The sequence below is a fragment of the Streptococcus sp. SR4 genome, from assembly GCF_000517725.1.
In the GTDB taxonomy this organism is placed as follows: domain Bacteria; phylum Bacillota; class Bacilli; order Lactobacillales; family Streptococcaceae; genus Streptococcus; species Streptococcus salivarius_F.
In genome coordinates, this window is the sequence record NZ_AZYW01000022.1 from 39,512 (window position 1) to 53,944 (window position 14,433).

Sequence of the window (14,433 nt, forward strand, 5' to 3'; positions counted from 1 at the left end):
GAGAATAAAAAACCACCTCTCACACAAGGCGAGAAATGGTTTGTTTATCGATTTTTAGTATCTAAAATAATGGTCACAGGTCCGTCATTAACCAGACTAACCTGCATATCTGCACCAAAGCGGCCTCTTTCTACAGGAACATGAGTTGACAAGGATTGGTTGAAATCGTCATAGAGCTGGCTAGCCATGTCGGGCTTTGCAGCACCCGTAAATGCTGGTCGATTCCCTTTTTTCGTATCTGCAAAAAGCGTAAACTGAGAAATCGACAAAATCTGGCCACTAACATCCTTAACAGAAAGATTCATCTTGCCATCTTCATCTGAAAAAATGCGCATATTGACAATCTTACGAACTGCATACTCTAGGTCCTCTTTGGTGTCCTCGGGACCAACTCCGACCAAGAGTAAGAGCCCCTGCTTAATAGCGCCAACCGTACAATCCTCAATAACCACAGAGGCACTTTGAACACGCTGAATTACAATCTTCATCGCAGAAACTCCTTACCCATTCGTACGTTTAACACTGTAAACGTCAGGAATAATTTTAATCTTATCCACAAGACCAGTCAATTCAATAAGGTTTGCAATTTCAAAGCTAACGTGAATATTGGCAAACTTCATGTCCTTAGTTGGTTGCGCATTGACCGTAGCAATGCTCTTGGTCGTATTTGACAAGATTTGAAGAACATCATTCAACAGACCAGAACGGTTAAGGCCATAGATGTCAATCTCTGCCAAATAAGATTTATTGGCATTACGTTCATCCCACTCCACTTCGATTAAACGTTGCTCATAACCTTCTTGACTCTTGATATTATTACAATCGGAACGGTGAATTGCAATCCCACGGCCCTTGGTGATATAACCTTCAATCTCATCTCCAGGTACTGGGTTACAGCACTTAGCGATACGCATGAGGAGACCTGAAGCACCTTGAATGATGACGCCATTTTCACTCTTAACCTTAAGAACTTCTTTCTTCTCAGTCTTAACTTCGCCACCGTTCATTAGCTCTTCAGCTTCAGCTTTTGCCTTCGCACGCTCTTCTTCACGGCGTTCTTTTTCCGTCAAACGGTTGAAAACAGCAGCAGCACTAATTTCACCAAAACCAACAGCGGCATAGAGAGCTTCTTCACTACGCACACTCATACGAGGGAGAATTTCCTCAATATGTTTCTTGTCTAGGTACTTATTGGCAACATAGCCATGCTCTTGGAAGTAGGCAATCAAAAGCTCACGACCCTTGGTGATAGAGGCTTCCTTGTCCTGATTTTTAAAGAATTGACGAATTTTATTTCTGGCCTTGGTGGTCTTAACCATCTTAATCCAGTCACGGCTAGGGCCAAAGGAATTGGCATTGGTAACAATCTCAACCACATCACCTGTCTTGAGTTTGGCAGTCAAGGGCACCATACGGCCATTAACCTTAGCACCTGTGGCCTTCTCACCGACTTGAGTATGGATGGCATAGGCAAAGTCAATAGGTCCTGAATCTTTAGGCAGTTCCTGAACAGCACCATTTGGCGTAAAGACATAAATACGCTCCGAGAAGATATCCTCTTTAACAGAGTCAACAAACCCCATAGCATCACCATTTGAGGCGTCTTGAAGTTCAACAAGATCTTTAATCCAGTTCATTCCCAAAGCAGACTCTTTCGAATCTACCTTGCCCTTGATACCTTTCTTGTAAGCCCAGTGAGCTGCAACCCCGTATTCGGCAACTTGGTGCATTTCCTTGGTACGGATTTGGATTTCAATAGGTCCTTTTGGCCCATAAACCGTTGTATGGATAGACTGGTAACCATTGGATTTAGGATTGGCAATATAGTCTTTAAAACGGCCAGGCATCGGACGCCAGAGCTCATGGATGTATCCCAACATGGCGTAAACATCACTATGCGTCTCCATAACACAACGGATGGCAATCAAATCATAAATTTGATCGAAGCGCTTTTTCTTGTCGCGCATCTTACGGTAAATAGAGTAGATATGCTTTGGACGACCATACACATCACCAACAAGTCCTTGTTCAGCTGTGTAGGTCTTAATTTTATCGACAATCTCGTCCACAAGTTCCTCACGCTCACGACGTTTTTCCTTCATCATGTGAGAAATCTTGTAGAATTCCACCTCATTAAGGTAACGGAAGGACATGTCTTCCAATTCCCATTTGATACGACTAATACCTAAACGGTGGGCCAAAGGAGCATAGATTTCCATAGTTTCGCGAGAAATGCGCTCTTGCTTATCCTTACGAAGATGCTTAAGGGTACGCATATTGTGCAAACGGTCGGCCAATTTAACCAAGATGACACGGATATCCTTAGACATGGCCATAAGCATCTTACGGTGATTTTCAGCCAACTGCTCCTCATGGGACTTGTACTCAACCTTACCAAGTTTAGTAACACCGTCCACGATATTTCGTACATCTGTGCCAAAATCCGCTTCCAAATCATCAAGCGTTTTTTCGGTGTCTTCAACGACATCGTGTAAGAAACCACAGGCTACTGTCACTGCATCAAGATGGAGATCTGCCAGGATACCTGCCACTTGAATAGGGTGAATAATATAAGGTTCTCCTGACTGACGAAATTGCCCACTATGAGCATCTGTTGCATAATGCCAGGCTTTTTCAACTAATTTCAAATCATCTGCTGACATGTAGGCCGAACAAATGTCTAAAATTTCTTCTCCTGTTACATTTTTATCTTTAGCCATGATTTCTTCCTTCGCTTCTTTTAATAACCTTTATTTTATCACTTTTACAAGTAAAGAAAAAGAGCTAGATAGGCAATTCTTAACCGCAAGGAGCTAACTTGAAAAGCACAATATCTTGTGTTAGAATGATTGAACAAACACAAGATATAGATAGAAAGAGGACGCTTATGTCTCAACTTACCCTCGTTTATATTAGTCTAAGCGGTAATACCCAAAGCTTTGTCAAACGTATGTCTGACTATCTGTCCCTCAACCACGGGATTGAATGTCGCCAAATCAATATTAAAGAGCTTAATCATGAAACCTTCCAAGTAGATGAACCCTTTGTCGCACTCTTGCCAACCTACCTTGAAGGAGGAAATGGCGTTGACAATGGAGATGTTGAAATCCTAACCAATCCACTGGGTGACTTTATCGCAGCCCATGGCAATCACGAACGTTGCTTTGGTATCATCGGTTCTGGTAACCGTAACTTCAATAACCAGTACTGCCTAACCGCCAAACAGTACAGTCAACGTTTTGGTTTCCCAATGTTGGGAGACTTCGAGCTACGCGGCACACAGTCCGATATCGAACGTCTGGCACCTATTATCCTAGAAGCACAAAAGAACTTTAACCAACGCTAAAACTAGAGCAAAAAAGCCCTGATAGGGGCTTTTTCCTTTGCTTAATTTTTTTCGTGTTTTTTGATTCCAAAGAATCCAGCCAAGGTCATAAGAACCAGACCAGCTAAAGTTGCTGACACAGATTCGTCTGAACCAGTGTTTGGCAAGGCCTTAACTGAACTTGAACCTTGGGCTTCTTGTACTTGAGCTTGAGGCAAGATAACGACTTGAGCATTTGACAATTGGATAGCTGGGGCAGGTTTAGCCACGCTAGCACCTACAGTAGCTTTTGGTGTCTCACGCTTAGTTTGATCCGCTGTCTCAGAACCTTTTGGTGACTTCTCAGATTCTTTCTTAGTCGTATCCTCAACTTGATTTGCCTTTTCCTTAACAACCAAACGATACTCTGCAAATCCTGCTTGTGTTGATGGTCCTACATAACTAATGGCATCCTGACCAGCAAGGTGGGCACGCGCATTATCAGATGAGGCAAAACGGATATCTGCATTCGTGATATTAGGGACGAAACTCCAATTTCCATCGGCACTCGGATTAATCGTTTTCTCGCTGACAATATAGTCAATGATGGCCTGACGATTCTCAAGATTGAGGAGACGTTTTTCTGCAGCATCTTTAACACCAGGGAAGTTACCAGTCGCACGATAGTTGTTAGTCACGACAAGGAAAGTCTGATTCAAATCAATAGGTTTCCCTTGATAAGCCAAGTCACGAACACGGCTAGCATCTGGGTTAACCAACTTACCTTCGCGATCGTATTTGTTAGGTTGTGTCAAATCAAACTTATAAGTCAACCCATCAATCACATCGTAATTGTATGAGCGATAGCTACTGTTAATGAGTTGTTGTGGTTCTTTGCTGTTAGGATCAATTTGATTGAACTGTCCTGCAGACATTTCCAACCATTCTTTAATTTGTGCCCCAGTCACTTTGAGTAGGGCAGTAACATTGTCGTAGAGGTAGAGGTCCGCGACGTTCTTAATGGCCAATGGACCAGCTGGGATATCGGTATAGTAGGTCGCATCCCCACGAGTCCCTGCCTTGAAAGGTGCAGCTGCTGAGAGGAGTGGAAGATTTTCATCTGCTGTTCCCGCTACTTGTTTTTTAGCATACCATAGTTGTGCATTATTAACTATTTGAATAGATGGATCATCCTGAACCTGAGCAAAGTAGCTAGTAATTGGTGCTGTAGTCTCACCAACTTCCTTACGAACATAGTTGATTGTTCCATTATGGTCATGAGCTGCCATGTCAATTAAGTCCTTGTCCGCAACATCTGACTTAGTGTCAATCTTTTCAAGCTTAGCCTTACTGTTAACAACTTTCCATTTGCCATTCGTGTAAGTCAATTTGACATCCATGATACCTAGATGATCCCCGAATTTACCAGCCATAACCACAGGTTTCCCATTGATTAGACCATTGACATCATCTACACCAGGGTATTTCGCATAAAAACTTGTGCCATCTCCATTTGGGAAATCCGCATGAGAATGCCCTGTCGCAACAGCATCAACACCTTCGATACCAGCAATTTGGTAACCTTCATTTTCCTCGTTCTTAGTGTATTCATTGTCACCAATACCAGAGTGAGCAGCAACAAGAATATAGTCAGCTCCTGCAGCCTTCATCTTAGGAACGATAGCCTTAACAGCCTCCATTGGATCATCAACGGTTACCTTACCTTCAAGGTTGGCCTTATCCCAAACCAAAATTTGTGTTGGAAGGACACCAGTAATACCGATTTTTAGTGTTACCTGTTTGCCGTCCGTATCGGTAAAGGTCTTGTTAACAATCTTATAAGGATTGTAATAGTAATCACCAGTCTGAGCATTACGCACATTAGCATTGATAATGTTAATCTTAGCAGCCTTAACCATACGATCCAAAAATTCTAGACCATAGTTAAACTCGTGGTTTCCAAGCGTTTCGGCGTCATACCCAAGCATCTCGAAAGCCTTGTACATAGGGTGAGTCTCACCTTGGGCAACAGGATCAATCAAGGCCTTATAAGTCCCAAAAGGAGTTCCCTGAATCGTATCCCCACTATCCACTAAGACCGTATTGGGATTAGTTTCACGGGCTTTTTTGATAAGGACAGCAGTTTTAGACAAACCAACTGTTTGAGACGGCTTATCTTGATAATAATCATAGTTAACTAAGTTGGTATGAAGGTCTGTTGTTGACAAAATCTGCATATCAACGGTCTGCCCCTCATGAGCAGGCTCTGTAACAGTTTCGACCTGTACTGGCACTGCTGGTGTCACCTGATTGGCATTTGTCAAAACAGCACTGGCTTCTTGACTTGCTTGGTTCGTTGAGGTATTAGCTGATGGCTCTGTAGACGCATTTGTCGCTACTGTTGTTGGTGTAGCAGAGACAGTCTCTGTTCCTCCTTGAACAGCTGTCCCAGAAGTTCCTTGTCCTGATACTACTGATGCACCACTATCTGCCACAGTTTCCGTAGAAGTAGTTGATACAGGTGCCGTTGCTTCATCGGCTTGCCCTACGACTTGTGGCACAGTCAAGAGAGCAAAGAGGCCCAAAACCACAGCGGATTGAGTCACATAACGATTCGTTTTCATTAAAAATCTTCCCCTTTTATAAAGATAATACAATTATATTAAACCTATATAAGATTATCAACTTTTTTAGAAATACTCGATTTGTCATACAAAACCAATGACAAGATTCAATCTTAGCTTAAAAGTGTCAAATACAAAAAAGTTGGAACAAGGCCAACTTTCTTTTATTTATTCAATTCTAGGGCATAACTGACACTACTCAAAGCGTAGAGAGGAGCCGTTTCCGTCCGCATAATACGCGGTCCAAGGCCAATTTTAAGGCCACCAGCTTCTTCAAATGCATCAATCTCAGACGGAGAAATACCACCTTCTGGTCCAAAGATAAAGAGAATTTTCTGACCATTCTCTACCTGAGCCAACTCACGAGCTAAAGTAGCCAACTCGCCTGCTTTGGCTGTTTCCTCATAGGCGATAAAAATCTTATCAAAATTATCTAATTCTGATAGAAATTCTCCCTTCTTCTCGAACAATCTAACTTCTGGCACACGATTACGCTTGGATTGTTCTGCAGCTCCTAGAGCAATCTTGGCAAGTTTATCTTCCTTCTTGGCAAGCTTCTTACCATCCCACTTGACCACAGACCAGTCGGCAGGGAAGGCCCAGATAGCCTGAGCTCCAAGCTCTGTTGCCTTTTGTGTCACCAACTCTAGCTTATCTCCCTTGGGAAAGCCAGAGGCAATGGTTACAGATACAGGCATCTCAACATTATCATTTAAGTCTTCAATCACTTCAAAGACATGATTCTCACGGTCAGTCACACGCGCAAGACGCTTGATACCGTCTTCAAAAACTAAGACAACCTGATCATCCTCTGTTAAACGCATAACGTTAAACATATGCTTTACAGTATCCTTGTCTTTGATAGTTACTGGATTTTCAACTTGCCCCTTTATAAAATACTGTTGCATTTAGCCTCCAATCACACCTGAAATATCATCTGTCTTCTTGAAGACACAAGCATTCCACTCTCCCTGAACCATGTGAGTTTCTAGGAAGAAACCTGCTTTCTCAGCCGATGCACGCACCATATCCCATTTTTCAGAGATAATCCCTGACATAATCAAATAACCTTCGTCCTTAACCAAACGGTAGGCATCTTCCGTCAGATGGATGAGAATATCCGCCAAAATATTAGCCACGATAACATCAGCTTCTTGAGTTACACCCTTCAAAAGATCACCTTCAGCAACGTGGATATTTTCCATGCCAGGATTCATATCAATGTTTTCCTGTGCCACTCGAACCGCCACATCGTCAAGGTCATAGGCATAGATTTCCTTAGCTCCAAGAAGAGAACTAGCAATCGAGAGGACACCCGAACCAGTTCCCACATCAATCACCGTCTCGCCACCACGAAGCACCTGTTCGAGTGCAAAAAGACTCATCTTAGTCGTTGGGTGTGTTCCGGTTCCAAAGGCCATGCCAGGATCTAGCTTGATAATCTTCTCACCTACTGATGCCTCATAATCCGTCCATGACGGTACGATAGTCAAATCGTGGGTAATGCGAGCTGGTTCATAGTACTTCTTCCAATTCTCAGCCCAGTCTTCTTCAACCAATTCTTGAGTAGCCAAGTGAATATCTCCAGTTTCAAGACCAAAATCTGTCAACTCAGCCAAACGCTCATTAACCTGCTTAGTAATAGCTTCGATATCTGCTGACTCCGGATAATAAGCCGTAATTTTAACCGTCTCAACCTGTTCAACCTCAGGATAAAGCTCACCAAAACGGTCTGCATTTTCCAAATAATCTGCACTATCATCAATAGCCACACCTTGACTACCAGATTCAATTAAAATATTAGAAGCCGCCTCTTCGACCTCACGATTAACTTCAATCGTTAGTTCTTGCCATTTGTCCATATATTATTTTCTTCCTTTTCTGATAAATAGTCTTTAAAACGTTCCTGCAACTGGGGAATGACACCTTCTGCTTTTATAAAATCCTCTACAGGCATTAGTTTAAATTCCTGCCCCTCGTCACCAAAATGAATCTCACGATACTGCTCTTGACTAATTTGGCCAACCACAAAAACGGCTGACCTATCTTTATCCAACATACTAGGATAGATTTTCGACCAAATAATCGATTCCTCTTTCAGAGCCAATCCAAGCTCCTCCCAGACCTCACGTTGAAGACATTCAAGAGGCGTTTCTTGACCTTCTCTTCCACCACCTGGCAACTCCCATGTATTTGGCCAAGGAATATCTGGTTTATTATCTCTAAGAATAACCAAAATACTTTGCGCTACGAGTAAGGCAACCTTAACACCTGTAAAATCAAACTGATTTTTTAAATAAGCATCCATCCTTTTTCGCTCCCTTTAATACCTCGGATAAGCAAAAAATTCCTTCTCTTCAAGTTGAGCTTCCCCTTTTTCGAAAGCTTCTTTGTCCCAAACCAAACCGAATTCCTCAGGTCCATCATCAGATAGAAAATCCATCAAGTCACTCAATCCTTCTGTCGCCACCTCATTCAAAGTCTCCGCAAAATAGGCCAAAAACTCACGAGATAGACCTTTCTTAGGTTCATATGGGATTGTCACTAGGTAGTCCTCTTCATCAAAACGTGATTTTGCTGGATTGTAAAAGAGCACGTAGTCTTCAAAAATGACATCTTCATCAGACACTTCACCCTTATCATCAATAGTCTCCACATTGCTACTGTTTTGTGCTTCTAGGATAAACGTTACTTCTACAGCGTGATTCTTTTTATCCCAGTCCATAGCGAAATCATAGTCCAGGTGCTTATCCAATTCTTCTTCTAATACTGACAAAAAGCCGAATTTAGCCATTTGTTTTCCTCGTTCTTTCTTATTATTCCCTTTATTTTAGCATAAAAGGAGCCAATAAAAAACAGAGTAGGCTGCCCCACTCTGTCCTAGTTTATTATTTAGCATTTTCAACCGCTGCTGTCACAAAGGCGGTGTAAAGTTCCTCAGCATGGTTTGGACGGCTATGGTATTCTGGGTGGTATTGCGCTGCCACAAAGAATTTCTTGTCTGGGAGTTCTACAACTTCCATCAAACGATTATCTGGTGACACACCTGAGAATACAAAGCCCTCAGCCTCAAACTGTTCACGGAACTTAGTATTAAATTCATAACGGTGACGGTGACGACGTTGAACAACTTCTTGATTACCATAAGCTGCAGCTGCCTTAGAACCTGGTTTCAACTTACATGGGTAAAGACCGAGACGAAGAGTACCACCCATATCTTCAATGTCAATTTGATCACGCATAATATCGATAATTGGATATTTTGTGTTTGGATCAAGCTCAGCTGAATTAGCGCCATCCAAGTTAAGGACATGACGAGCAAACTCAATACATGTCAATTGCATACCAAGACAGACACCCAACATTGGCACATCATTTTCACGTGCATAACGAATAGCTTGAATCTTTCCTTCAGTACCACGTTGACCAAAACCACCAGGAACGATGATACCATCAGCATCAGCCAAACGAGAGGCAACATTTTCAGCAGTCAAATCATTAGCATTGACCCAGTCAATATCAATAGCAGTATCATTTGCCAAACCAGAGTGTTTAAGTGCTTCAACCACTGACAAGTAAGCATCGTGAAGCTCCACATACTTACCGACAAGGGCAATCTTAGTTGTCTTCTTAAGATTAAGTACCTTATCAACCATAGCAGACCATTCTGTCATATCTGCAGCTGGAGCATCTAGTTTCAAATGATCACAAACGATTTGATCCATACCTTGAGCCTGCATATTAAGTGGCACTTGATAGATATGTTCCACGTCGAGTGATTCGATAACAGCCTCAGGTGCAACATCACAGAACTGAGCCAATTTATTCTTAATTCCTTGACCAGCAGGTTGTTCTGTACGAATAACCAACATATTTGGTTGGATACCCAAACCACGCAATTCCTTAACAGAGTGTTGCGTTGGTTTTGTCTTCATTTCACCAGCAGCCTTCAAATAAGGAAGAAGCGTTGTGTGGATATACATAACATTATCAGAACCCACATCAGCCTTCATTTGACGAAGAGCTTCAAGGAATGGAAGACTTTCAATATCCCCAACCGTACCACCAACTTCAGTGATAATGACATCTGAATCAGTCGTTGTCGCTGCACGCTTAATCTTGTCTTTCAAAGCATCGGTGATATGCGGAATCACCTGAACAGTCGCACCAAGATACTCCCCTTTACGTTCCTTACGCAAAACTTCGCTGTAAATCTTACCAGTAGTCACGTTAGAGTATTTATTAAGATTGATATCAATAAAACGTTCGTAGTGACCAAGGTCAAGGTCAGTTTCAGCACCATCATCAGTGACATAAACTTCACCGTGTTGGTAAGGACTCATTGTCCCTGGGTCAATATTGATGTAAGGATCGAATTTTTGAATCGTAACCTTAAGACCACGGTTCTTAAGCAAACGTCCAAGACTTGCAGCTACAATCCCTTTACCAATTGAAGATACCACACCACCAGTGACGAAAATATATTTTGTCATGTTAACTCCTTATAATATTATTCAAAACAACTACAGATAGTAGATTGATTACCCACTCAAATAATCACGACAGCCCTTTCCTAGTACCTGATTGGAGCAGTACAAAGTACCTCACCTTAGACAAGTCCAGTAAATGACTAAAAACAAAAATGACCCCCAAGAGTTTCACTCTGGGAGCCTTAATCATGACCTCTTCAAAAGAGGTGCCCGATAAATAGTCTAAACTATCCAAGACCATTTGTCAATGAAAACTTAGTCGTTTGACTCATCCTCATAGTCATCGTCATCATCTTCTTCTGACAACTCAACATCATCCAAATCATCATCTGGAATAATTTCATTCAACTCAGAGTCATAAGATTCCACTTCGGCTTTCTCATCATCTTCGCTATCGTCGTCATATTCAAGACTATCAGAATCAGGTGTGAAGTTTTCGTCTTCTGGATCATCGTCATTATAATCGATGGCATCTTCATCACCATCCATGAAGGCATTAACTTTCTTGTTCTTACGTTTTGGTGCATTTTCATCAGTATCTTCCAATGTGATGACCTCTTCATCGATTTCATCAATTGCATACCATGAACGCAAGCCCCATTTGTTATCACCTAGTGGAATGAAACTTCCATCCGTATTCAAATCTGAATAAAAGAATGGCAAAGCATTGCGGATATCAGCATCCGATTTTTCTAAGTAATTTTGAATTTCATTGACCAAATCATTGAAATACATTTCATTATCACGACCACGTGTTTCTAAGATAGCACGGGCCACTTCAATCATTGATAATTCACTTTTTTCTTGTCCAGCAAATACGTCTAGTTCCAAAGTGGTTCTCCTTCATTCTTACTCAAGCTAGTTTCCATCAGAAATAGCTCAGCAATCAATTTTTCGCTACCTTTTATTTTACGCTAAAAAGAGTCAATAGTCAAAGCATTTATAGAAGAAAAAATCAAGTCTCAACAGAAACTTGATTTTAGTCATATTATTTAACTTTTGCTGTGCTTGTGATAACTTCAACAGCTTTCTTCATAGTGATATCGTGTTTAAGCATTTCAGGTGAAAGAAGTGCAGAAACTTGTGATACTTCCATGTTGTACTCAGCTGCAAGATCATTGATTTCTTTTTGGATTTCTTCTTCTGTAGCGTCGAATCCTTCAGCAGCAGCAACAGCTTCGATAACAAGGTTAGTTTTCACACGTTTGTCAGCGTCAGCTTCATATTGTTTGTGAAGATCTTCTTGAGTTGTACCAGTGATTTGGAAGTACATTTCAGGAGAGATACCTTGACGTTGCATGTTACCCATGAATTCGTTCATAGCACGGTGAACTTCGTCTTCAACCATTTCTGCTGGCAATTCAACGATTTCAGCGTTTTCAACAGCCAAATCAAGTGCAGCACCTTCAACAGCGTCATCATATGCGATTTCTTTAGCTGCTTCAAGTTCTTTACGGTATTTAGCTTTCAACTCATCAAGAGTTTCAACTTCATCGTCAAGATCTTTAGCCAACTCATCATCAAGAGCAGGAACTTCTTTAGCTTTAACTTCGTTAACTTTAGTAACAAATACAGCAGCTTTACCTGCAAGATCAGTAGCTTGATAGTCTTCTGGGAAAGTTACTTTAACTTCTACTTCATCACCAGCTTTTGCTCCAACCAATTGGTCTTCGAATCCTGGGATAAATTGACCTGAACCAAGTTCAAGAGAGTGGTTTTCACCTTTACCACCGTCAAATTCAACACCATCTACTGAACCAACAAAGTCGATAACAACAGTGTCGCCATTTTCAGCTGCACCTTCTTTAACGACCAATTCAGCCAAGTTTTTGCGTTCGTTTTCAAGCTTAGCATCAACTTCTTCATCAGTAACTTCTTTAGAAGCTTCAACTGAAACTTCAAGATCTTTATATGCACCAAGTTTTACTTCAGGTTTTGTAACAACTTCTGCAGTAAGTGTCCAATCTTGACCTTTTTCAATTGATTTTACATCAATTTTTGGTTGTGCAACAACATCAAGACCAAGTTCAGCAATCGCTGCTTCATAAGCTGCTGGAAGAATTGCATTCAAAGCATCATCGTAAAGAGCTTCTTCACCAAATTTTTGGTTAAATACGGCACGAGGCATGTGTCCTTTACGGAAGCCTGGAGCGTTCAAATTCTTTTTAACCTTGTTAAACGCTTGATCCAAAGCTGGTTGAATTTTATCTTGACCGATAGTGAATGTCACCACACCACGGTTAGTGGCTGTGTTTTCAAATGATACAGACATGTAGTCATTCTCCTTAAAATTTTTTATAGATACAGTTTAGTTTACCATATTTCAAAGCCTTTTAAAAGTTTTTTTCTCCAATTTAATCACAAGAAAATCGTTAGGAACTGTTACTTTTTCAAATTTTTGATAAACTAAAGCTATGAATATTTTACAAAGATACATCCAACAATTTAATTTTGAAGAGACCCTAATGGTACTCATTACAAAAGGGATTAAGCTCCTCATTCTTCTCATCATCTTTCTTCTTAGTAAGAAGATTATCAACTTCCTTTTTAAACATACAGTTGGACGCTCTCTAGCTTGGACAATTCAAACACCTGCTCGACAAAAAACCATTGAACGTTTACTACACAATTGCATGAACTACGTGCTATACTTTTTCCTTGTTTACTGGCTTCTTAGTATCCTTGGGGTTCCAGTATCTAGCCTCCTTGCTGGTGCAGGACTTGCTGGGGTTGCTCTTGGTCTAGGAGCTCAAGGCTTCCTATCAGATGTCGTTAATGGTTTTTTCATCTTGTTAGAAAACCAATTTGAAGTCGGTGACTCAGTTGAAGTAGGACCCGTTACAGGCCTTATTTCAACCGTAGGTATTCGAACTACTCAAATTCGAGGATTTGATGGAACTCTCCACTTTATACCTAACAGAAATATCACAATTGTATCCAACAAATCTCGAGGGGATATGAGAGCTCAAATTGATATCCCAGTCTATCCGTCAACCGATATCAATAAGGTGACAAGCATCATCCAAGAAGTAAATCAAGAAAACATTGAAAACTATCCTCAAATCTGTGGAGCACCAAATATCATTGGATTAAGCACAACTCCTTCTGGACAACTGGTATTTCGTATTGATATCTTTACAAAAAATGGACAACAAACTCATATCTATGCAGACTTCTTGAAACTTTACCAGGAAGCCCTAATCAAAGAAAATATTGAACTTCCAAGATTTATTGGAAACCCTATAGCAGTAAAATAAATTCATTACATTAAAAACACTTCAAAAGATAGATAAGATGAATCTACTTTCGAAGTGTTTTTTATTCATATTAAACAATATTGCCAGTCAAGGTTCTATATTAAGAATTAATCATCTTCATTGTAAGGATCAAAATCAACCATCCAAAATTTTAACTCTCGAATCATCTTTTTCCGACCTCTAAAACACTCCCCAGCTAGCAAACGGTCTAACTTAGTAGCATCTTCCGAAGACAACTGATTACGGAAAGCATTAAGCTGCTCATCATAAACAAGCCTATCAACAGCATCTAACTCTTTATTTGGAAGACAAAAAGCAATATCTGAAATTTCAATATAACATTGTCTATTGGCTTGTCGTTTTACAGACTCCTGCCTTCTAACCTCATCATTAAGTCTATTCCTAAATTTCGTTTTAAAATAACGCCGTAACTTATCATCATCAGACTTTAATTCAGGAAACTTTTCTAAAAGCTGATAAAGCGTCATCATAGCTTCTTGCTCCATATCAGCTTGGTCCCAAAGTTGGATGAAATATTGTCGACTAGCCTTAAGTACAATCGGCCTAACAACCTCATATGCGTGAACAAAAACTTCTTGTTCCATTCAACCTCCTATTAATAGATATAATTTTTGTAATTAAATTAATTACGAGACCTATTATAAGAGATAAATAAGAAATAAAATAGTGACATATATGTCACTATAAAAGGTGATAAAAACAAAAAAAAAGCTAGACCTACGTCCAGCAATGAAATC

13 protein-coding genes are annotated in these 14,433 nt (G+C 40.6%); 2 read left to right on the top strand and 11 right to left on the bottom strand.

What is annotated here, in order from left to right:
• Window positions 1–44 precede the first annotated feature (44 nt).
• Window positions 45–488 carry a D-aminoacyl-tRNA deacylase gene (dtd, locus tag HMPREF1519_RS02690; protein ID WP_037611138.1) on the bottom strand — a complete coding sequence of 148 codons (444 nt, stop codon included), beginning with the start codon at window positions 486–488 and terminating at the stop codon, window positions 45–47.
• 12 nt (window positions 489–500) lie between these two features.
• Complete coding sequence (locus HMPREF1519_RS02695; protein ID WP_002886425.1) at window positions 501–2,720, bottom strand: RelA/SpoT family protein; 2,220 nt, start codon at window positions 2,718–2,720, stop codon at window positions 501–503.
• 167 nt (window positions 2,721–2,887) lie between these two features.
• On the opposite strand from HMPREF1519_RS02695, the gene nrdI reads away from it, so the two are divergent.
• Entirely contained in the window at window positions 2,888–3,346 is a 459-nt protein-coding gene (gene nrdI / locus HMPREF1519_RS02700; protein ID WP_002883589.1) for a class Ib ribonucleoside-diphosphate reductase assembly flavoprotein NrdI, read from the top strand.
• A gap of 41 nt (window positions 3,347–3,387) precedes the next feature.
• Here the strand turns inward: nrdI and HMPREF1519_RS02705 are convergent, their stop codons facing one another.
• The 8 genes from HMPREF1519_RS02705 to tig form a co-directional block, all read right to left on the bottom strand.
• A complete protein-coding gene (locus HMPREF1519_RS02705) occupies window positions 3,388–5,928 on the bottom strand; it encodes a bifunctional 2',3'-cyclic-nucleotide 2'-phosphodiesterase/3'-nucleotidase (RefSeq protein ID WP_037611139.1) in 2,541 nt (846 codons plus the stop codon).
• 164 nt (window positions 5,929–6,092) lie between these two features.
• Window positions 6,093–6,836 (bottom strand): 16S rRNA (uracil(1498)-N(3))-methyltransferase, encoded by a 744-nt coding sequence (locus HMPREF1519_RS02710; protein ID WP_037611140.1) that lies wholly within the window; start codon window positions 6,834–6,836, stop codon window positions 6,093–6,095.
• Window positions 6,837–7,790, bottom strand: a complete 954-nt coding sequence (gene prmA, locus HMPREF1519_RS02715; protein ID WP_037611141.1) for a 50S ribosomal protein L11 methyltransferase — start codon at window positions 7,788–7,790, stop codon at window positions 6,837–6,839.
• Entirely contained in the window at window positions 7,769–8,236 is a 468-nt protein-coding gene (locus tag HMPREF1519_RS02720; protein ID WP_037611142.1) for an NUDIX hydrolase, read from the bottom strand. Before HMPREF1519_RS02720 ends, prmA begins: the two co-directional genes overlap by 22 nt.
• Window positions 8,237–8,251: 15 nt before the next feature.
• Window positions 8,252–8,722 (bottom strand): DUF3013 family protein, encoded by a 471-nt coding sequence (locus HMPREF1519_RS02725; RefSeq protein ID WP_037611143.1) that lies wholly within the window; start codon window positions 8,720–8,722, stop codon window positions 8,252–8,254.
• 94 nt (window positions 8,723–8,816) lie between these two features.
• Window positions 8,817–10,421: a CTP synthase gene (locus tag HMPREF1519_RS02730; protein ID WP_022496517.1), complete on the bottom strand. Its 1,605-nt coding sequence runs from the start codon at window positions 10,419–10,421 to the stop codon at window positions 8,817–8,819.
• Between the two features lie 252 nt (window positions 10,422–10,673).
• Entirely contained in the window at window positions 10,674–11,249 is a 576-nt protein-coding gene (gene rpoE, locus HMPREF1519_RS02735) for a DNA-directed RNA polymerase subunit delta (protein WP_002885605.1), read from the bottom strand.
• A gap of 157 nt (window positions 11,250–11,406) precedes the next feature.
• Entirely contained in the window at window positions 11,407–12,690 is a 1,284-nt protein-coding gene (tig, locus tag HMPREF1519_RS02740; protein WP_002885606.1) for a trigger factor, read from the bottom strand.
• 142 nt (window positions 12,691–12,832) lie between these two features.
• Between tig and HMPREF1519_RS02745 the strand changes: the two genes are divergently transcribed.
• Window positions 12,833–13,675 (top strand): mechanosensitive ion channel family protein, encoded by an 843-nt coding sequence (locus HMPREF1519_RS02745; RefSeq protein WP_037605435.1) that lies wholly within the window; start codon window positions 12,833–12,835, stop codon window positions 13,673–13,675.
• A gap of 107 nt (window positions 13,676–13,782) precedes the next feature.
• On the opposite strand, the gene HMPREF1519_RS02750 is transcribed toward HMPREF1519_RS02745, so the two are convergent.
• Window positions 13,783–14,280 (bottom strand): sigma factor, encoded by a 498-nt coding sequence (locus HMPREF1519_RS02750; RefSeq protein WP_021143466.1) that lies wholly within the window; start codon window positions 14,278–14,280, stop codon window positions 13,783–13,785.
• Window positions 14,281–14,433: the final 153 nt, after the last annotated feature.

Bases quoted from the DNA above. Each gene is read 5' to 3' on its own strand.
- dtd (WP_037611138.1), bottom strand. From the start codon at position 488: ATGAAGATTGTAATTCAGCGTGTTCAAAGTGCCTCTGTGGTTATTGAG.
- HMPREF1519_RS02695 (WP_002886425.1), bottom strand. From the start codon at position 2,720: ATGGCTAAAGATAAAAATGTAACAGGAGAAGAAATTTTAGACATTTGT.
- nrdI (WP_002883589.1), top strand. From the start codon at position 2,888: ATGTCTCAACTTACCCTCGTTTATATTAGTCTAAGCGGTAATACCCAA.
- HMPREF1519_RS02705 (WP_037611139.1), bottom strand. From the start codon at position 5,928: ATGAAAACGAATCGTTATGTGACTCAATCCGCTGTGGTTTTGGGCCTC.
- HMPREF1519_RS02710 (WP_037611140.1), bottom strand. From the start codon at position 6,836: ATGCAACAGTATTTTATAAAGGGGCAAGTTGAAAATCCAGTAACTATC.
- prmA (WP_037611141.1), bottom strand. From the start codon at position 7,790: ATGGACAAATGGCAAGAACTAACGATTGAAGTTAATCGTGAGGTCGAA.
- HMPREF1519_RS02720 (WP_037611142.1), bottom strand. From the start codon at position 8,236: ATGGATGCTTATTTAAAAAATCAGTTTGATTTTACAGGTGTTAAGGTT.
- HMPREF1519_RS02725 (WP_037611143.1), bottom strand. From the start codon at position 8,722: ATGGCTAAATTCGGCTTTTTGTCAGTATTAGAAGAAGAATTGGATAAG.
- HMPREF1519_RS02730 (WP_022496517.1), bottom strand. From the start codon at position 10,421: ATGACAAAATATATTTTCGTCACTGGTGGTGTGGTATCTTCAATTGGT.
- tig (WP_002885606.1), bottom strand. From the start codon at position 12,690: ATGTCTGTATCATTTGAAAACACAGCCACTAACCGTGGTGTGGTGACA.
- HMPREF1519_RS02745 (WP_037605435.1), top strand. From the start codon at position 12,833: ATGAATATTTTACAAAGATACATCCAACAATTTAATTTTGAAGAGACC.
- HMPREF1519_RS02750 (WP_021143466.1), bottom strand. From the start codon at position 14,280: ATGGAACAAGAAGTTTTTGTTCACGCATATGAGGTTGTTAGGCCGATT.